Below are 19783 nucleotides of genomic sequence, written 5' to 3' on the forward strand. Positions count from 1 at the left end.
TATTTAGTTGATTTTTGTAGAGTAAATTATAAAATAATAGAAGCGTACAACTTATGAAATTATGAAAAAGTATGATTAAGAATGAAAAAATAGCAGCTTTCAGTAAATTGTTTTTGGTAGCAATACTAATTGGTAGCGCTTCTTTAAACGCGCAAAAAAAGGAAAAATGGAAATTAGTATGGAAAGAAGAATTTAATTATACCGGACTTCCAGATCCATCAAAATGGAGTTACGAAGTAGGACACATTCGAAATAATGAGCAACAATATTATACAAATGCTAGACAAGAAAATGTGTGGGTAAGTAAAGGAGTTTTGGCTATTACAGGCAGAAAGGAAAGCTATCCCAATGAGTTCTATTCTAAAGAAGATAAGACTTGGAAAACCGAAAATCCTACCGCCCAATATACTTCCGCTAGTATCAATACTCTCGGGAAAGTAGGTTGGAAATATGGAAGAATCGAGGTCAGAGCTAAGCTTCCTCAAGGCGCAGGAATATGGCCAGCGATCTGGATGATGGGAACGAATAGATCTGAAATAGGTTGGCCAAAATGTGGTGAGATTGATGTTATGGAATTTGTGGGAAATCAACCCAAAGAAATCTATGGAACGATGCATTTTCCTGATCCTCTAGGCAAAGGGAATAAATCGAATGGGAATAAGATAGTTGTCGAAAATTTAGACGCTGACTTTCATGTTTATGCCATAGAGTGGAATGAGCAAACGATTGATGTTTATTTTGATGATAAAAAGTATCATAGTTTTTCAGTTGATTCAGCGGGAGTGGGTGATGATAATCCTTTTCGTAAACCATTTTATTTATTGCTGAATTTGGCAATGGGAGCGAACTGGCCTGGACCAATTGACGATACGATTTTGCCACAAAAATTCTTAGTAGACTACGTAAGAGTTTATGAAAAGAGATGATTTTGAAGTATTGAAGAGTTAAAAACTCAGTTTTTTTTACTGAGGAAATTAAGATATAGATGTAGAGACAGTCTTTTTTTAGTTGTAAAAAGAGCAGGCGTCTAGAAGTTCAGCAGAAGAGAATAGTTACTTTAGCGGTAGTTTAAAATACAATTAGGCCAATAAAAAAAACAAAGTTGAATTTTAGCCACTGATAAGTTCATAGTGCTATTTTAAAATTCAAAATAATATCTTTGAGATAAGAAATACAAATAATGCTAGAAATCCTATTTTTAGTTTTGGTACAGAATTATAGATAAATAAAAATAATAAGATGAGTAACCGTAGAAATTTTTTAAAGACGGCAGCAATGGCGACGATGGCTGTTGGACTGAATTCTTTTGTAGGGAAGCCCGAAGAAGAAAATAATATTGTTGCATCAAAAAAAGGAAGAAAGCCTATAGTTCTTTCTACTTGGAGATTTGGTATTGAAGCTAATGCAGCAGCTTGGGAAATATTGAAAATTAAAGGGCGCGCTCTCGATGCTGTCGAAGCTGGAGTAAAAATCCCTGAAGGAGATCCTACAGAACGCAGTGTAGGCTTTGGCGGACGCCCGGATAGAGAAGGACGTGTAACGCTCGACGCCTGTATTATGGATGAATATTCGAATATAGGTTCAGTAGCTTGCTTAGAACACATCAAACATCCTATATCTGTTGCGAGAGGAGTGATGGAAAAATCGCCACACGTGATGTTAGTGGGAGAAGGCGCTTTACAATTTGCATTAGCCCAAGGGTTCAAAAAAGAGAATTTATTGACCGAAGAATCTGAAAAAGAATGGAAAGAATGGCTGAAAACCAGTCAGTACAAACCGATTGCCAATATTGAAAATCACGATACCATCGGTATGATTGCGTTAGATGCTGATGGGAATCTTTCAGGAGCTTGTACAACTAGTGGAATGGCCTACAAAATGCACGGTCGAGTGGGGGATTCTCCTATCATTGGCGCGGGTTTGTTTGTAGATAACGAAATTGGTGCCGCGACAGCTACTGGTCACGGTGAAGAAGTGATTCGTATTGTTGGCTGCCATTTGGTTGTCGAGTTAATGCGTCAGGGGAAGTCACCCCAAAAAGCTTGTGAAGAAGCAGTCTCGCGAATCGTAAAATTGACTAGAAACAGAGGCAAGGAATTAAAAGATATTCAGGTAGGTTTTATAGCCTTGAATAAAAAAGGAGAGTATGGATCTTACTGTATTCAGGGAGGATTTAATTATGCCGTTCATGACGATACAGGAAATAGATTAATTGATACCGAATATTTTTTAAAATAATAAATGAAAAACGACAAATTAGAAATTGCATGTTTTAATCTAGAATCTGCAATTATAGCGCAAACGAATGGTGCAGACAGAGTAGAATTGTGTGCTAGTATGAAGGAGGGCGGAACAACTCCTGATTTTAGAATTACAGAACAAGCAAGAAAGGAACTCTCTGTTGATTTGAATGTAATGATTCGTCCGCGTGGTGGAGATTTTGTTTACACGAATGCTGAATTCGAACAAATGAAAGAAGAAATCATAGCATTTAAAAGATTAAATATAGATGGTTTTGTCTTCGGGATTTTAGATAAAGAAGGTAATATTAATATAGAACAGAACAGTGAATTAGTGGCTCTAGCCAGTCCAACTCCATGTACTTTTCATCGTGCTTTTGACGTGGTAAATAATGTATATCAATCGCTTGAAACGGTTATTGACTGCGGATTTAAAACAATACTTACTTCTGGGCAAGAGCAAAATGTAGTAGAAGGTATTGTGGTGTTAGCTGAATTAGTTGTTAAAGCTAATGGAAGAATAACAATTATGCCAGGCGGCGGATTGCGCTCTACGAATGTTGGCTTACTTCAAGAAAAAACGAAGGCTGTATTTTACCATTCTTCTGCTGTTACTGATTCAGGAGAAACCGCAAATGGAGATGAAGTGAAAGCCTTAAAAAGGAAATTGGAATGTATATAAGATAGTTTTCAAGATAAATTATTAGTAAGATAATAAAAGTAAAAATTCGTCTGTAAAAATCGATTCCGTGTAAATGAAGTCGGTTTTTAGGACGAATTTTTTATTGAAATAGATAGTAGTTCTAATTTTTTTTAATGTTTAAATATTTAACTATAATTTTGTGTATTATTGATTTAGATTTATTTTTTTTGTTTAATCCTGACCTCGAATTACTAGTAGTTGTTCTAAAGCTATTATCAGGAATTGCATTCGGCTTTGAGATCGTCCTAATAATAGATTTTTAGAAATATTTTGCTATCATAACTCGGGCAACCTTCTTTTTAAGTGTTTGAACTGAAAAAACTAGTTTTATAAAATTTATATATTCCACAAAAGCGTCTACAAAACGAACGGGGTTTTCTGTTAAAATAGTTTCTTCTAAACTAGAAAAAAAACCATCTGATTGCGAGGAATTCCAGTAATGTGTTGCATTATTAAAGATACAACTTTTCTTGCTTTTGTATAAGGAATATGTATTATATTTGAAAGAACGTAACAAAGGTATTTCCACAGACTGATGTTATGTGCTATGCTGAAAAGACACCGTACTAAATGAACATTGAACAAATTCTTGATAAGGTATATCTGCTCCCAGGCGCTTTAAAGCTAAAACTCTACCAAAGTATTGTAAAAGTTAGTTATCCTAAAGGGCATATTTTGTTACGAGCTGACAAAATTGAAAATAGCATCTATTTTATAAAAAAAGGAATTGTTAGGGCTTATTCTAAAACAGGGGACAACGAGATAACTTTTTGGTTCGGAAAAGAAGGTGATACTATTCTCTCAATGAAAAGTTATGTTGAAAATCAAAAAGGATATGAAGACATTGAACTATTAGAAGACTGCGAGCTATATGAATTGAAAATAAGTAATTTACAAAAACTATTTTATGAAGATATACATATAGCAAATTGGGGACGAAAGTTTGCTGAACAAGAGCTTATCAAAACTGAAGAGCGACTTATTTCCCGACAATTCCGAACAGCGACAGAACGCTACAAAGACCTTCTAAAAAACAATTCAAACTTAATTCAACGAGTCCAATTAGGATATATAGCATCTTATTTGGGTATAACTCAAGTCAGTTTGAGCAGAATAAGAGCTGAAATAAAATAGAAGTTCATTTTTTATCATTTGTAAAATTTTTCATCAATCTTATTTCTGACCTTTGAAAAAAAATAAAGAAAATGAATTGGATTATTTTAATTATTGCGGGCTTATTTGAAGTGGCTTTTGCTTTTTGTTTGGGGAAAGCCAAAGAAACGGCAGGAAATGAAATGTATTTGTGGTATGCAGGTTTTCTTCTTACCCTTACTATCAGTATGGGACTTTTAATTAAAGTAACCCTGGTTTTACCAATTGGAACAGCCTATGCCATATGGACAGGAATTGGAGCAGTCGGAACCGTTTTAGTTGGAATTTTGGTATTTAAAGAACCTGCAACCTTTTTACGGTTACTATTTATTACAACTTTAGTCGGCTCTATTATAGGACTAAAGGTAGTGTCGCATTAAAATTGGAAAAAGCACAAGCACATAACAGCTAGAGTTTAGTTGCGTTCGGAGAACGAACAATAAAACTCCTGTTGAACGGAAACGGTTACATACCGTCAACATTATAGAGTTATCGTAAAATGATTTGAAAGGTTATAAGAGGATTTAAAGTCCTCTTTTTTTTTTGCAGTACAATAAGGGTAGTTTTTTCGTGTTTTCCTTCACTTACCGGCACAACTTCCCTTACCCATAAAGTTAGTTTTTACAGGCAACTAAGTTTTGGCCACCGCCAAAATACCAAGGTGGAGGTCCTCGCTGGTCAAAAACCGGTAAAATAATATCTAAAAATATTGGCTTTATATTTAAGTTCTCTAAAAGCGTTTTTTAACGCTTTTTACGACTCCTTTTTTGAAAAGCTCAATCAAATTTTTTTTTTCAAAAAGAGAAATAAACTAAGTATTAAATTGAGCCTTTCAGAAATATACAATGAGCTTTACAACAAAGTAATTCAAGAATTTAAATTGTAATTTTGTTTGTTAATAAAGTAATTTCTAAAATGATGGAAGTAGTACAAGAAGACAAATTAAAAACATTAAGTTATTCTGGGGTTTTTCTTTCTTGCTTTTCAGATTTCAGCGAAAAGTGCATTCACGCTACACCAGAACACGTTTTGGTCTATTTGTATTCTGGCGAACAAATTATTGAAGACAGAAACAATAAAATAAAATTGAAAGCTGGAGATTGTGCTTTTATCAGACGTGACCATCGACTAAAAATGTACAAAAATAGCAAAGGTGAAGAATTATACAAAGGTATTTCTCTTACTTTTAACCGTACTGTTTTGCGTGATTTTTATAGCAAAATGAACAAATCTGAAATTCCAAAAGAGATAAAAATATCCGACAAAACTGTTTTCAAATTAGAGCTAAATCCTGCCATACAAAGTTTGTTTCAATCGCTTATTCCCTATTTCGACAGCAATGTAAAGCCAACAGAAGGTATTATTCAATTGAAAGTATTGGAAGGAATTTATACTTTACTAAACAGCAACGAACTGCTCTACCCAATACTTTTCGACTTTGCCGAACCTTGGAAAATTGACCTGTTAGAGTTTCTAAACGACAACTATATGGAAGACTTGACGATGGAACAAATCGCTTCGTTTACAGGTAGAAGTTTGGCGACTTTTAAACGTGATTTCAAAAAAATAAGCAACCTTACTCCTCAAAAATGGTTGATAAAAAAAAGATTAGAAACGGCGTACATAAAGCTAAAGGAAGAAGGACAAAAAGTACAAGATGTTTATGCAGAAGTTGGTTTTAAAAATGCTTCCCACTTTTCAACAGCATTCAAAAAGCAGTACGGAATTTCGCCAACAGAAGTTCAAAATTGAGCTTTAGAGAAAAGAAGATTGAGCCTCACAGAAAACCATCTGTGAGGCTTTATTTTTAATTTTGCATTGTAATAATTAAGATAATGCAAGCACAAAGTCCAAAATCAAATATATTTGAAAGGTTACGAAACGGAGAAACCATTTCATCATACGATACAGAAGCGTACAAAATGCGTGAAGCTTCTTTTGCAACGAAAAAATTATTGGTGCAAATGAACAATTCTAGTGAAGCGACAGAAATTAGAAATTTGTTGAGCCAAATCACCGACAGTGAAATTGATGAAAGTGTAACCGTTTTTACACCACTTCACATCAACTACGGAAAGCATACCAAAATAGGAAAAAATGTATTCATCAATTTTGATTGTGTTTTTTTGGATTTAGGCGGAATTACCATCGAAGAAAATGTGTTGATTGCACCAAAAGTTAGTTTGCTTACCGAAGGACATCCGATTGAACCTGAAAATCGACATTCATTAACTGTTGGTCCTATTTACATCAAAAAAAATGCTTGGATTGGCGCAAATGCTACCATTTTACAAGGCGTAACCATTGGCGAAAATGCAGTTGTAGCATCAGGTTCAGTGGTTTCAAAAGATGTTCCAGATAATACAATTGTAGGCGGAATTCCTGCGAAAATTTTAAAAACAATTTAATTTAAAAAAAATGAAAAAAACTTTTGTAATCGCAATGATGCTTCTTTTAGCAGGAACATCTTTTGCACAAGTAAAAAAATCTAAATCAAAAAAAATGGAAACAACCGAACATTATACTTTTAAATTGAGCGAAAAAGTGACACGCCAAAAAGTGACTTTCAAAAACCGCTACGGCATAACACTTTCAGGCGATTTATATCTTCCTAAAAATGCAGGAACGGAAAAATTATCAGCATTGGCAATTAGCGGACCTTTTGGAGCCGTTAAAGAACAGTCTTCAGGATTATACGCCAACCAAATGGCAGAACGTGGTTTTGCGGTTGTGGCATTCGACCCATCTTACACAGGCGAAAGCAGTGGCGAACCAAGAAATGTAGCTTCACCCGAAATCAATACAGAAGATTTTAGTGCAGCCGTAGATTTTCTTGGAATACAGAAAAATATTGACAGAAATAAAATTGGAATTATCGGAATTTGTGGTTTTGGAGGTTTTGCCCTAAACGCTACTGCTGTAGACAAACGTGTAAAAGCTGTTGCAACTGCTACGATGTATGATATGACAAGAGTGATGTCAAAAGGTTATAACGATGCAGTAACAGTAGAACAATGCACTGAAACATTGGAGCAATTAGGCGAACAACGTTGGAAAGATGCCGAAGCAGGAACTTTTCAACCTGGTTCTGTTTTAAACGCAGAAAAATTGAAAGGCGATGAACCTCAATTTATAAAAGAATATCATGATTATTACCGCACTTCACGTGGGTTTCACGAACGTTCGGTAAACTCGACCGGTTCGTGGACTGCAACAAATCCGTTGTCATTTATGAATATGCCGATTTTAAGTTACATCAAAGAAATTTCACCACGACCAATTTTAATTATTGCAGGAGAAAAAGCACACTCCAAATATTTTAGCGAAGATGTTTTTAAAATGGCTTCCGAACCAAAAGAACTTGTAATCGTTCCAAATGCTGTTCACGTAGATTTGTATGATAATGTGGCTGTTATTCCTTTCGATAAATTAGAAACGTTTTTTAAAGAACATTTAAAATAATAACAAAATTATGAAATATTCATTTCTAATTATTTTGACTTTTATGTCCATTTTTATCAGTAGTGCATCGTCTTGTACCAAAGAAGTTGAAACTAATGAAATAGAAAATAACAACGCTATGGGAAACGAAAAAATTAAAATAACAGTCAATTCAAAAGCCTTTACTGCTATACTTTTGGACAATAACTCGGCAAAAGAATTTAAGAAAATGTTACCCATAACCATTACAATGGACGAGCTAAACGGAAATGAAAAATATTACGACTTACCCAACAGTCTGCCAACAAATTCGTCTAATCCTCAAACAATAAAAAATGGCGATTTAATGTTATATGGCTCAAAAACATTGGTATTGTTTTACAAAACCTTTCCGACATCTTACAGCTACACAAAACTCGGAAAAGTAATTGATGTAACAGGTTTTGCATCTGCATTAGGTGGTGGAAACGTAACAGTTACTTTTGAAATGGAATAACGGAAAATCGTAATTCACAAGAACCACAGCCTATAACAGCTAGGTTTTTGTTGCGTGCGAAGCACGAACACCCGAGCGATAGAACGGAAGGACGTAATGAAAGCAGTATTAAACAGAATCGATTACACCTTCGTTAACCCTATGGAGTTGTCGTTAAAATTTCAGAGAAAACTTCAAGAGGCCAATGTGCCTCTTTTTTTAGAAAGTGGTTTTGCTTGGTTTTTAATTTGTTTTCCTTCTCCCGAAGCTCCGAGATTGGACATAGGTTCTCTTACCCATAAAACTAATTTTCATAGGGATTTAGATTTTGGCCACCGCTAAGATGCCAAGCAGGGTGGACCACGCTGGTCAAAAAACATTAAAAACAATATCTAAAAGTATTGGCTTTATATTTTAGCGCTCTAAGAGCACTTTTTAACGCTTTTTACTACTCTTTTTTTCAAAAACTAAATCAAACTTCTTTTTTCAAAAAAAGGAATAAGTGTAGTTCAAATCATTTTGCAAATTAACCGCATAATTTCGGGTCGCTGATTTCTCTTGGATTTATAGGGCAGATGCGACAGAATCTAGCTAAATTGTATTAAAGATTACTAGACAGTTACAAAATCTATTCAGAATTTTAAATCGGCTCATCGATACTTTTTTGCCATTCGGCGATACTAACAATTGAACCAACGAATAAAAAACAAGTTTCAAAGGCTTTGTCCTAGCTTTGATCTTGGATAATTATACAAAAAAATGGCAAAATCATTAAACATATTACTTATTGAAGACGATACAATCGAATTATTAAAATTCAACAGAGTGCTCACTACTTTAAAAATGAATCATAAAATAGTTGAGGCTAGTAATGGTGAAGAAGCGTTACTCATTTTAAAAGAAAAAAAAATCATTCCTGATATAATTATCTTAGATTTGAATATGCCTAAAATAAATGGTATTGAATTTTTGCAGATTCTAAAAAATGATGACTATTTAAGATACATTCCTGCAATAGTTTTAACTACTTCTAACAACTACAAAGATGTTAAGGAATGTTATAAAATTGGTATTGCTGGTTATGTTTTGAAGCCATTAAAGTATGAGGATTATGTAGACCGTATTAAGAAAGTCATTGAATATTGGAGTAGTAATGAATTAATTTCTCAATAATAAGGTTATGTATGGAATTGTAAACAAAGCCATCGAAGACTTAGTGATCGCTAATTTTGGTGAGGAAAAATGGGAAGCCATCAAAGAGCGAAGTGGTATTGATATTGATTTTTTTATTAGTAGCGAACCCTATGATGATGATGTGACTTTCAAATTAGCAGTGGCTGTTTCGGAAGAAATGAAAATGAGTGTAGGTGATGTACTAATTGCTTTTGGAGAATGGTGGGTTGTCAAAACAACAACCGAAAAATATCCTGGATTAATGGATTCTGGAGGAACTAATTTGAAAGAATTTCTAATAAATTTACCGAACTTTCACAACCGTGTAATGCTCATATATCCAAAGCTTACACCTCCTGAATTCAAAGTTAGTGATGTTACCGAAAACGGCTTGCATCTGCATTATTTTTCTAAAAGACAAGGTTTGCAAGAGTTTGTTCGTGGCTTAATTCAGGGATTGGGTAAAATGTTCGATACCCCCTTAACTTTGGAATTACTTCAAACTCGTGATGAAGGAAGTACGCATGAAATTTTTAAAATAAACTGGTAAAAATGGAAAAATTAGAATTTAAATTTAGTGATGATAATTTTAATAGGTTATTCCCATTTTATATTCTAATTGATGATTCATTAACAATCAAAAGTTATGGCAAAAGCTTAGCTAAAATTTGTCCAGGAATTGAAAAAGCCTCTTCTTTTGCTATTTGTTTTGAAATTAGCAGACCATATCTTGAAAAACCAACATTTCAGGAATTAGTATTTAGTAATAACCAACTAACAGTTATTACATGTAAAAAAAGTGGGATATCACTTCGAGGACAATTCGAATTAATTGAAAGTTCCTTGTTATTTGTTGGCTCGCCTTGGTTTCAATCCATGAAGGAAGTTGTCGAAAAAAAGCTAACCTTACACGATTTTGCTCTGCATGATCCGCTTTTAGATTTACTTCATGTGCTCAATAATCAAGAAAATACTTCCAAAGAATTAAAAGAATTATTAACTACAATTAATAACCAAAAAAACAAGTTAAAGCTAGCTAATAAGGAAATTCATGATATTGCCTTATTTCCTATGCAAAATCCAGATCCATTGATACGCTTAGATTTTGACGGAAATTTGTTAAAAAGAAATCCCGCTGCTGAGAAACTTTCTTTCTTTATTCATTTAGAAAAAGAATACAATGCCGAATCCTTTTTTAAGTACATTATTAAAGAAATAAATGTTGATGCTGAACGATATACTTTTGAAACCAAATGTGGAACTGTAGATTATTCTTTCGTATGCAAAAGTCTTAAAGAGGAGAGGTACATCAATATTTATGGACGAGACATCACCGAGCAAAAGAAAAACCAAGCCGAATTAGAACGATTGTCACTTGTTGCCAGTTCGAATGAAAACGGAATAGTATTTACTAATCCCGATGGCAGCATTTTTTGGTGCAATGATGCCTACACAAATTTGACAGGTTATTCTAAGGAATTCATTTTAGGAAAAACTCCAATAGAAATTGGAAATTGTGAACACACCCACAAAGAAGATTTTTCAAAGATGCTCCTTCCTTTCTATAGAGGAGAGCATTTTGAAGAGGAACTCATACACGGTAGAAAAGATGGAAGCTATTTCTGGTCACGAATCAAAGGACAACCTATTTTTGATGAGCAGGGCAATGTGAAACAATATTTCGCAATGTTAGAGGATATCTCACTTAAAAAACGCTATGATGAAAGTCTTGAGATAGAAAAAAGCAAATATCAAAACATCATTGCCAACATGAATTTGGGACTACTTGAAGTAGACTTAAATGATGTCATCACTTTATCTAATAATAGCTTTAGTGAAATGAGTGGGTATGCTTCTGAAGAGTTAAAAGGTAAGAAAGCCTCCGAATTTTTAATTCCAGAAGAAAGACTGCAGACCATACAATCTAAAAATCATACTCGCACTAAAGGAGAAGCCGACTCTTATGAAGTAAAAATAGTAAACAAAAAAGGAGAAAAGCGCAACTGGCTAATTAGTGGAGCACCTAATTATGATCTTTACGGAAATATTATTGGTTCAATAGGAATACATCTTGATATTACCGAACAGAAAAGACAAGAAGAACAATTGTTTTTGCTATCACTCATTGCGGAGAAAAATATCAATGCTGTAATTATCACCGACAAAGAAGGAACTATCGAATGGGCCAATCCAAGTTTTTTATACATGTCGGGCTTTTCAATGGAGGAAATTATAGGACGAAAACCGGGTCATTTCTTGCAAGGCTCTGAAACCAATCCGGAAACAATATGCTATATGAAAGACTGCATTCAAAAAGGGTTACCTTTTAATTGCGAAATTATCAATTATTCTAAAAATGGTGAAAAATACTGGGTGAATATTCAAGGCCAAGCTTTGTATAATAAGAACAATGAAGTGGTCAAATTCTTTGCCATCGAGGAAAATATTACCAAGAAAAAAGAATTGGAACAACAACGAGAATTCCTAGTGGACAGTTTGGCGAAAAGCAACGAAGAACTCGAAGATTACGCATCGATTGTTTCGCATGATTTAAAATCGCCTTTGCGCAGTATTTACTCTTTATTGACATGGATAAAAGAAGATAATCAAAAAGAGTTTAATCCTCAAACTTTGCAGTATTTGGGAATGATGGAAAACAAAGTAGAAAAAATGGATCATCTTATAGAAGGCATCCTGACCTACGCCAAAATTGACAAGACCGATGTCGCAATGGAAAACGTCAACACCCAAGAAATCGTTCAAAATATCATCAACATTATTCACATTCCGTCGCATACAACAGTTGTTATTAAAAATAATTTACCAATGGTAAAAGCCGATCGATTTAGAATCCAACAATTGTTTCAAAACATCATCAGCAACGCTGTAAATTATATTGATAAACCTAGTGGAATTGTTGAAGTAGATTGCAAGTCTTTGCCAAAGCATTATCTGTTTTCAATAAAAGATAACGGACCGGGAATCGCGAAAGAAAATCAAGAAAAAATATTTAAAATATTTCAGTCTTTAGGCTCTAGTGATAAATCAACAGGACTCGGACTTTCAATAGTAAAAAAAATAATCGACTTGTATCATGGTAAAATCTGGATTGAAAGTGAAATCGGTCAAGGAGCTACCTTCTTTATTAAACTAAACAAATAAATTTTCAAATAATGAGAATAGTTCAAGCTTCAAAATTAGAAAACCAACCTTGGAAATTCCTTCAAGAAAATATAGTATTAAACAATCCTTTGGTGTTAGTTTTTGCTAATCGTTTTCTATTAGAAGATAAAGATGTATTAGCCGATATTCGAAAACAATTTCCATACGAGCACCTTGTTTTTGGTTCTACTGCCGGAGAAATTATGTGTTGTCATGTTAATGACAATTCCATTGTAGTAACAGCGATAGAATTTGAGAAAAGTAGTTTTGAAGTCGTAACCGAAAACATTTTAAACTTTGACAAAAAGGCAGAACCACTTGGAGAAGCCTTATATGCTAAAATAACCAAGACCAATCTAAAACATCTTTTTGTCCTATCAGAAGGAAGCTTTGTCAATGGAAGTTCTTTGATAGAAGGAATAGAAAAGAATCTTTTAAATGCAGTCGCTATTACTGGTGGAATGTGTGGTGATGACGCAAGATTTTTAAAAACATTAGCCTCCTATAAAGATAATCCAAAAGAAGGTGAAGTGGTTTTAATTGGATTTTATGGAGAATCACTCGAAATCACTTTTGGCAATTTTGGAGGATGGATTCCTTTTGGTCCCGAACGTAAAATTACCAATTCTAATGCTAATATCCTTTTTGAGATCGACGGTCAACCGGCTCTCAATTTATACAAAAATTATTTAGGTGATAAGGCGAACCAATTGCCTCAAGCTTCACTTTTTTATCCATTAAATGTAACGCCAGAAGGGAAAACCGAACCCGTAGTTCGCACAATATTAAGTATTAATGATGACAATAATTCGATGGTTCTTGCTGGTGATGTTCCCGTGAATTCTAGAGTACAGCTCATGATGGCTTCTGTAGACGGAATTGCAGCCGGTGCCCAACATGCTACTGAAATTGCGATGAAAAACAGAAAGTCTCCACCACAAATCGCCTTGTTGGTCAGTTGTATTGGAAGAAAATTAGTCATGAACCAGCGTGTTGAAGAAGAAATTGAACAAGTACAGGAAATTATAGGAAAACAAACCGCCATCACTGGCTTTTATTCTTATGGTGAAATGGCTCCTTTTAATAGTCAAACAGCTTGTGAATTGCACAATCAAACCATGACATTAACATTAATCAGCGAATAATGAATTCTCTATTAAAAAGACAAATCGCCAAGCATTTAGATACGGGTCTCAATAACATGGATGTTTTTTTTAGTGCCATTGATGATTCATATCAAAATTTTGAAGATCAAATTGCAATGTTACAAAGAGCTATGAAAATTAGCTCTGACGAACTATATGAAGCCAACCAAAAATTACGAGAAGAAGCGGAAGACTTAAAAGATATCAACAGAAATTTAGAGGCAATTTTAAAGTCAATGAATTTAGATGCCAGTAAATTTTCAAACACCGATAGTCTGAAATCATCGGAATTCATCAAACAACAAGCCGTTGAAATCATTAAAATCAATAAACAACGAGAAGAATTATTGGTTAACCTTGAAAAACAAAATCAAGCATTAAATGAATATGCACATGTGGTATCGCATGATTTAAAATCACCTTTGCGTAATATTAATACCTTAATTAATTGGTTTATTGAGGATAATGCTGCAATGATGACCGATGGGAATAAAAAATCGATGTATGACATTTTATCAAACGTAGAAAAAATGGATATGTTGATTAAGGGCATTTTAATCTATTCATCGATTGAAAAAAATGAATTTGAAGATAGAACTATTGATTTAAATATTTTGGTTGAAGAAGTAGTAAGTTCCATTCTTCTACCAAACCACATTGAACTAAAAATCAATACTACTTTGCCAAAATTTTTTGGAAACGATTTTAGATTAAAACAATTGTTTCAAAACCTCATTCAGAATGCGATAACCTATAATGATAAAGCTACAGGTACTGTCGAAATTGGGTGTGATGAAAATGGAGATGAAATACAATTTTATATCAAAGATAATGGTGTCGGTATTGCTGAAAAATACCAAATTAAAATTTTTGAAGTGTTCACTAAACTCCAAAACCAAACTCCCTCATCAGGTATTGGCCTTTCGATAGTAAAGAAAATTATTGACTTATATAAGGGGAAAATTTGGTTGGTAAGTCAAGAAAATATCGGTACAACTTTTTATTTCACTTTACCTAAAAATTAATGGAACAACCGAATAATAATTACATCAACCAGCTATCGGGGGATGACCTCGAATTTAAAGCTAAAATGATTGCCATTTTGAAACGGGAATTACCCGAAGAAATACTTATCTATCAAAACCAAATGATAAATAACGATTTATCAGAAGCGGCACAAAGTGTTCATAAATTGAAACATAAAATTTCTATACTAGGTCTTGAAAAAAATTATTATATTGCTGAAGAATTTGAAGGGAATTTAAAAAACAAAAACACTAAGTCACAGTCTGATTTTGAGGCTATCTTAAAAGTAATGCAAGAGTTTATTGAGAAATTATAATATCGGCTTAAAATATGAATTGCATTGTTATTGACGACGAAGAAATGGCAAGAGCCATCATTGAGAAAATGATTGAGAACAATCCTCAGTTGCAGTTGCTGCAAGAGTTTTCAAATGCCATGCAAGCTATTAAATATTTAAATCAAAATGAAGTAGATTTAATTTTTCTAGACATTCATATGCCCGATTTCACAGGTTTTGATTTTATTCAGACCATCAAAAACCCTCCAAAAGTAATCTTGGTAAGCTCTGATAAAAACTTTGCTTTTGAAGCCTTTGAATACGAATGTATCGTTGATTATTTAGTAAAACCTATCACAGAAGACCGATTTCTAAAAGCGATACAGAAAGCTAATTCCACACAATTATCTCCCTCTAGTACAGTTGCTAAACCAGTTACTGAAGATAATGCTAATGAGTTTTATATAAACATTGATAGAAGGTTAATAAAAATTGAGTTCGCTACAGTAAATGTAGTAGAAGCCAAAGGCGATTATATCCATATCAAAACAGAGGGAAAAAACTATATCGTTCATTCTACTCTTAAAAAAATTGAAGACAAATTACCAAAAGATTTGTTTTTAAAAGTGCATCGTTCCTTTATTATCAATACCAAAAAAATCATCGATATCGAAGATAATAGCGTATTGATTGCCAAAGATGTTATTCCAATAAGTCACGCTAATCGACCTGAATTAATGAAGCGATTGAACTTATTGTAAATTCATTCATCTATATTATTTATCAATTCATCTACAGTTAATTTTGAATTAGCGAATACAAAAGTTCTGCTCACTTTCTCAAACTAATTTTGTTTTGTATTAAAACATATAGCCATGAAAGCGAAAATTACAATCTTGTTATTCCTACTTTTTATTATTGTAGGCAGTATGAAATCATATGCTGGTAATGGAAAACCTAATCCAGTAAAACCATCGATTTTAGCAAACGAAACAGTTCAGTGCAACACTTTAGACCCTATTCCTTTAGTCTCGGGGGCTACTTTTGACAATTTAAGCACTAGTTCTTCCACTAGTGGCACTTGTATTCTTACGTGTGGTATAACAGGCGTTCCAAATTTGATAGATGCAAATCTTACTAATTTTGCCTCGGCTTCAACCTTGGCTGGTACCGGAGTTACCCATAGACTAAGGGTTACCGATGGTAATGATGATTTTGCTGCGGGTACTTTTGCCGGGTTTAAAATAGGTACAGGTGGTATACTATCCGTAGATCTGTTAAACAATATTACTATACTAACGTACAATAATGGTATAGTGTCCGAAGCGTTTACCGGTTCCGCATTAGTAAATATTAGCTTAGGTTCAGGTACTTATATTTTAGGATTCAATACCGATTCACTTTTTGATGCCATTGAAATTTCAGTCAATGGTTTAGCCGTACTTTCTACCACTAATATTTACTACCCGGTTATAACTACCTATTGCGCAGGTCCGTCTTTGTTGTGTAATACTGCAACAGCTGCAAACTACCCTGTGTTTCCGTCTACTATTCAATATACTCACACTGGTGTTTCAGGCATTAGTGTTGGAAGTGTTACCAATTCTGAAAATGCTGTTTCAGCAAGTACTTCTGATTTTGCCAGTTTAAATATGTTGGTCGGCGTATTGGGCTCTGTAAGCTTGGCAGTAAAAGATCAAGCAACAGATTATCCAGCTGGGACTTACGCCGGGTTCGAAATCGAAAATACTGCTTTACTGAGCGTTACCGTACTTAACAATATACAAATAACAACCTATCTAAACGGTATACTTAAAGAACAATTTTCAGGTGCTTCGATATTGGCAAACGGTGGGATTCTCAATGCAAGTGGACGCTCTAAATTAGGATTTGTGTCGACTACAGGCTTTGATGAAATTCAAATTTCTTTAAATCAAACCGTTGGTGTAAATCTCGGTTTAACGAAAGTGTATAATGTCGTTTATGAAAATTTCTGTGCCGGACCGGATTTGGTGTGTAATACACCAACTGCTATGAACTATCCTGCATTTCCAACTTCTATACAATATTCCCATACAGGCGTATCAGGTATTAGTGTTGGAAGTGTAGACAACCCTGAAAATGCGGTTTCTGTGAGCACAACCGATTATGCTAGTTTAAATATGACGGTGGGTGTCCTTGGCTCAGCAAGTTTAGCTGTGAAAGATCAAGTTACAGATTATCCATCTGGAAGCTATGTTGGATTTGAGATAGAAAACACCAACTTGACAAGTGTAAGTGCTTTAGGCAACATTCAAATAACAACGTTTTTAAATGGAGCTCAGCAGCAACAGTTTTCCGGTTCTAACTTATTGGTAAATGGCGTCCTTCTTAATGCTACAGGACGATACAAATTGGGATTTGCATCTACTTTGCCTTTTGATGAAGTACAAATTTCCCTCAATCAAACCGTTGGTGTAAATCTAGGTCTAACCAAAATTTATAATGCTATTTTTGAAAAATTCTGCGCTGGTCCTGCTTTACCATGTAATACGATTACAGCCATAACCGCACCAACCTATCCAGTTTTCATCAATGGAGAAAAAACAGGAGTCAACGGTTTAGTATGTGCTTTATGTGCTGTTAGTGATACTGAAAACTTAATCGACACAGATCCCAACAATTATGCAACTATTGATTTAACAGTGAGTGTTGGCACAGCAGCCAGTATCTCTGTTAAAGATCAAATCAGCGATTATTCTGCTGGGAATTTTGCCGGGTTTGAGATAGAAAATCCAGCTTTATTAAATGTCAATGCTTTTGATGCCATCACAATTACCACTTATTTGAACGGAACACAACAGGAAAATAAATCCGGAAATAGTGCTTTGATCTCTGTTAATACCAACTTATTGGTTGGCACCGGTAGACAAACAGTAGGATTTATTACGACGTTACCATTTGATGAAGTTCGAATTTCATTAACCAATTTGGTCGCAGTTACTTTAGGAACGGTAAAAGTATACAGCACTGTTTTGCAAAAATTCTGTCCAACGACTGTATCTTGTAATCAGGCCTATGCTTTAACAAGCCCAACCTTCCCTGTAACCATTGATGGCGCTAAATCAGGAATTGATGGTGTGGCTTGTGTGGCTTGTGCAGTGAATAATACCAATAATGTTTTAACTGCAAACACAGCCGATTTTGCAAACATTACTTTAACTGCAGGGGTTTTGGCTACAGGCTCCATCGCTGTTGCTGACCAAATATTCACTTATCCTCCAGGAACTTTTGCTGGGTTCACCATTAAAGATTTAAACTCATTAATTCAATTAAATTTATTCCAATCGATAACAATATCGACTTTCAACAATGGAGTACTGCAAGAATTAAGAAATGCAGGCACATTAATTGACTTAACATTATTAGGCGGTCCAATTTTAGGTTCAGGACCTGGTTTCTATAATCTTGGTTTCGAAGCTACATTACCGTTTGATGAAATTAGAATAACTGTTGGTTCGCTAGCAAGTGTTATCAACAGTATAAATGTATATGGCGCTTTTGTTGACACTCACGGAAGTTATGGCGGTGCAAGTAGTTCGTTACAATGCGCCAATGCAGATTTAAGTGTTCTCAAAACATCCAGTAATGCAACACCTGTAGTGGGTTCAACTATTACGTTCAATATTGTTGCTGCTAATGCTGGGACAAGTAATGCTACTGGTGTAGTAGTTAACGATATTTTACCAAACGGATATACTTATGTGAGTTCAACAGTTTCTTCAGGAACTTATAACAATGCAACAGGAATTTGGACGATTGGAAATTTGGATAATGGTGCCAATGCTACATTAACAATTACAGCTACTGTAAATGCTACTGGCACTTTTGCTAATACAGCAACTATTACCGGAAATCAACCAGATCCAACTCCTGGTAATAACACTTCAGTATCAACTCCAATCCCTGTTAATGCAATTGTTGCCAATGATGATGCTGGTAGTGCTAATGGATATACTGGCGGAGTGGCGGTAGCTGATGTTTTAGTATATGATACACTCAACGGACAACCGGTTACGGCCTCAGAGGTAAATACGACTTTTGTTTCTTCAACTTATGCAGGTATAACACTAATTGGAACTACGGTTAATGTAGCACCAAATACACCGGCAGGAAGTTATACCCTGACATATCAGATTTGTGAGATATTAAATCCGACTAATTGTGACCAGGCAGTGGTAATTGTAACGGTATCAGGTGCAGCAATTGATGCAGGACCCGATACAGCAGGACCGATTAATGGAAGTACAGGAGGAATCAATGTAGTTAATGTATTGACAAACGATACCTTGAACGGAACTCCGGTCACTCCAAGTGATGTTGTTTTAACTTCAACACCAAACGGATCATTAACGGTAAATCCTAATGGTTCTGTAGATGTAATACCAAACACTCCTGCAGGAACTTATACCGTAAATTATACTATTTGTGAGATACTAAATCCAAGCAATTGTGATACGGCTACGGTAACTGTTACTGTAATTGCTCCTGCAATTGTTGCCAATGATGATGCTGGTAGTGCTAATGGATATACTGGCGGAGTAGCTGTAGCTGATGTTTTAGTAAATGACACACTCAACGGACAACCGGTTAGGGCCTCAGAGGTAAATACGACTTTTGTTTCTTCAACTTATGCAGGTATAACACTAATTGGAACTACGRTTAATGTAGYACCAAATACACCGGCAGGAAGTTATACCCTGACATATCAGATTTGTGAGATATTAAATCCGACTAATTGTGACCAGGCAGTGGTAATTGTAACGGTATCAGGTGCAGCAATTGATGCAGGACCCGATACAGCAGGACCGATTAATGGAAGTACAGGAGGAATCAATGTAGTTAATGTATTGACAAACGATACCTTGAACGGAACTCCGGTCACTCCAAGTGATGTTGTTTTAACTTCAACACCAAACGGATCATTAACGGTAAATCCTAATGGTTCTG

17 protein-coding genes and 1 pseudogene are annotated in these 19783 nt (G+C 34.7%); all 18 read left to right on the plus strand.

Features of this window, described 5'->3' with window-relative positions:
• Positions 1-71: 71 nt before the first annotated feature.
• Positions 72-926: a glycoside hydrolase family 16 protein gene (locus E0F98_RS11005; RefSeq protein ID WP_132111389.1), complete on the plus strand. Its 855-nt coding sequence runs from the start codon at positions 72-74 to the stop codon at positions 924-926.
• A gap of 313 nt (positions 927-1239) precedes the next feature.
• Positions 1240-2238 carry an isoaspartyl peptidase/L-asparaginase family protein gene (locus E0F98_RS11010; protein ID WP_132111391.1) on the plus strand — a complete coding sequence of 333 codons (999 nt, stop codon included), beginning with the start codon at positions 1240-1242 and terminating at the stop codon, positions 2236-2238.
• Between the two features lie 3 nt (positions 2239-2241).
• Positions 2242-2922 (plus strand): copper homeostasis protein CutC, encoded by a 681-nt coding sequence (locus tag E0F98_RS11015; RefSeq protein WP_132111393.1) that lies wholly within the window; start codon positions 2242-2244, stop codon positions 2920-2922.
• Between the two features lie 591 nt (positions 2923-3513).
• Positions 3514-4077, plus strand: a complete 564-nt coding sequence (locus E0F98_RS11020) for a Crp/Fnr family transcriptional regulator (RefSeq protein WP_132111395.1) — start codon at positions 3514-3516, stop codon at positions 4075-4077.
• Positions 4078-4148: 71 nt separating this feature from the next.
• On the plus strand, positions 4149-4475 hold the full coding sequence (locus tag E0F98_RS11025; protein WP_132111397.1) for a DMT family transporter: 327 nt from the start codon (positions 4149-4151) through the stop codon (positions 4473-4475).
• A gap of 535 nt (positions 4476-5010) precedes the next feature.
• On the plus strand, positions 5011-5847 hold the full coding sequence (locus tag E0F98_RS11030) for a helix-turn-helix domain-containing protein (RefSeq protein WP_243699234.1): 837 nt from the start codon (positions 5011-5013) through the stop codon (positions 5845-5847).
• A gap of 83 nt (positions 5848-5930) precedes the next feature.
• Positions 5931-6503, plus strand: a complete 573-nt coding sequence (locus E0F98_RS11035; RefSeq protein WP_132111399.1) for a sugar O-acetyltransferase — start codon at positions 5931-5933, stop codon at positions 6501-6503.
• Between the two features lie 10 nt (positions 6504-6513).
• Positions 6514-7557, plus strand: coding sequence for an alpha/beta hydrolase (locus E0F98_RS11040; protein WP_132111401.1), 1044 nt, complete (start codon positions 6514-6516; stop codon positions 7555-7557).
• Positions 7558-7567: 10 nt separating this feature from the next.
• On the plus strand, positions 7568-8032 hold the full coding sequence (locus E0F98_RS11045; protein WP_132111403.1) for a cyclophilin-like fold protein: 465 nt from the start codon (positions 7568-7570) through the stop codon (positions 8030-8032).
• A 96-nt stretch (positions 8033-8128) separates the two neighbouring features.
• Positions 8129-8353 carry a hypothetical protein gene (locus tag E0F98_RS11050; RefSeq protein WP_132111405.1) on the plus strand — a complete coding sequence of 75 codons (225 nt, stop codon included), beginning with the start codon at positions 8129-8131 and terminating at the stop codon, positions 8351-8353.
• 417 nt (positions 8354-8770) lie between these two features.
• Positions 8771-9184, plus strand: coding sequence for a response regulator (locus E0F98_RS11055; protein ID WP_132111407.1), 414 nt, complete (start codon positions 8771-8773; stop codon positions 9182-9184).
• Positions 9185-9191: 7 nt separating this feature from the next.
• The gene (locus E0F98_RS11060) at positions 9192-9734 is read left to right on the plus strand and encodes a heme NO-binding domain-containing protein (protein ID WP_132111409.1); all 543 of its coding nucleotides are present in this window, start codon (positions 9192-9194) and stop codon (positions 9732-9734) included.
• Positions 9735-9736: 2 nt separating this feature from the next.
• Positions 9737-12346, plus strand: coding sequence for a PAS domain S-box protein (locus E0F98_RS11065; RefSeq protein WP_132111411.1), 2610 nt, complete (start codon positions 9737-9739; stop codon positions 12344-12346).
• Positions 12347-12357: 11 nt separating this feature from the next.
• A complete protein-coding gene (locus E0F98_RS11070) occupies positions 12358-13491 on the plus strand; it encodes an FIST signal transduction protein (RefSeq protein WP_132111413.1) in 1134 nt (377 codons plus the stop codon).
• Positions 13491-14516, plus strand: coding sequence for a sensor histidine kinase (locus E0F98_RS11075; protein ID WP_132111415.1), 1026 nt, complete (start codon positions 13491-13493; stop codon positions 14514-14516). The genes E0F98_RS11070 and E0F98_RS11075 overlap by 1 nt, the downstream gene beginning before the upstream one ends.
• The gene (locus E0F98_RS11080; protein ID WP_132111417.1) at positions 14516-14833 is read left to right on the plus strand and encodes an Hpt domain-containing protein; all 318 of its coding nucleotides are present in this window, start codon (positions 14516-14518) and stop codon (positions 14831-14833) included. The genes E0F98_RS11075 and E0F98_RS11080 overlap by 1 nt, the downstream gene beginning before the upstream one ends.
• 14 nt (positions 14834-14847) lie before the next feature.
• Positions 14848-15555, plus strand: a complete 708-nt coding sequence (locus tag E0F98_RS11085) for a LytR/AlgR family response regulator transcription factor (protein WP_132111419.1) — start codon at positions 14848-14850, stop codon at positions 15553-15555.
• A 114-nt stretch (positions 15556-15669) separates the two neighbouring features.
• Positions 15670-19783: pseudogene (locus E0F98_RS11090) on the plus strand (DUF11 domain-containing protein); the annotation flags it as partial.

The organism is Flavobacterium hiemivividum, from assembly GCF_004349145.1.
Lineage (GTDB): Bacteria > Bacteroidota > Bacteroidia > Flavobacteriales > Flavobacteriaceae > Flavobacterium > Flavobacterium hiemivividum.

Bases quoted from the DNA above. Each gene is read 5' to 3' on its own strand.
- E0F98_RS11040 (WP_132111401.1), top strand. From the start codon at position 6,514: ATGAAAAAAACTTTTGTAATCGCAATGATGCTTCTTTTAGCAGGAACA.
- E0F98_RS11045 (WP_132111403.1), top strand. From the start codon at position 7,568: ATGAAATATTCATTTCTAATTATTTTGACTTTTATGTCCATTTTTATC.
- E0F98_RS11050 (WP_132111405.1), top strand. From the start codon at position 8,129: ATGAAAGCAGTATTAAACAGAATCGATTACACCTTCGTTAACCCTATG.
- E0F98_RS11065 (WP_132111411.1), top strand. From the start codon at position 9,737: ATGGAAAAATTAGAATTTAAATTTAGTGATGATAATTTTAATAGGTTA.
- E0F98_RS11085 (WP_132111419.1), top strand. From the start codon at position 14,848: ATGAATTGCATTGTTATTGACGACGAAGAAATGGCAAGAGCCATCATT.
- E0F98_RS11055 (WP_132111407.1), top strand. From the start codon at position 8,771: ATGGCAAAATCATTAAACATATTACTTATTGAAGACGATACAATCGAA.
- E0F98_RS11005 (WP_132111389.1), top strand. From the start codon at position 72: ATGATTAAGAATGAAAAAATAGCAGCTTTCAGTAAATTGTTTTTGGTA.
- E0F98_RS11060 (WP_132111409.1), top strand. From the start codon at position 9,192: ATGTATGGAATTGTAAACAAAGCCATCGAAGACTTAGTGATCGCTAAT.
- E0F98_RS11080 (WP_132111417.1), top strand. From the start codon at position 14,516: ATGGAACAACCGAATAATAATTACATCAACCAGCTATCGGGGGATGAC.
- E0F98_RS11025 (WP_132111397.1), top strand. From the start codon at position 4,149: ATGAATTGGATTATTTTAATTATTGCGGGCTTATTTGAAGTGGCTTTT.
- E0F98_RS11010 (WP_132111391.1), top strand. From the start codon at position 1,240: ATGAGTAACCGTAGAAATTTTTTAAAGACGGCAGCAATGGCGACGATG.
- E0F98_RS11035 (WP_132111399.1), top strand. From the start codon at position 5,931: ATGCAAGCACAAAGTCCAAAATCAAATATATTTGAAAGGTTACGAAAC.
- E0F98_RS11020 (WP_132111395.1), top strand. From the start codon at position 3,514: ATGAACATTGAACAAATTCTTGATAAGGTATATCTGCTCCCAGGCGCT.
- E0F98_RS11030 (WP_243699234.1), top strand. From the start codon at position 5,011: ATGATGGAAGTAGTACAAGAAGACAAATTAAAAACATTAAGTTATTCT.
- E0F98_RS11075 (WP_132111415.1), top strand. From the start codon at position 13,491: ATGAATTCTCTATTAAAAAGACAAATCGCCAAGCATTTAGATACGGGT.
- E0F98_RS11015 (WP_132111393.1), top strand. From the start codon at position 2,242: ATGAAAAACGACAAATTAGAAATTGCATGTTTTAATCTAGAATCTGCA.
- E0F98_RS11070 (WP_132111413.1), top strand. From the start codon at position 12,358: ATGAGAATAGTTCAAGCTTCAAAATTAGAAAACCAACCTTGGAAATTC.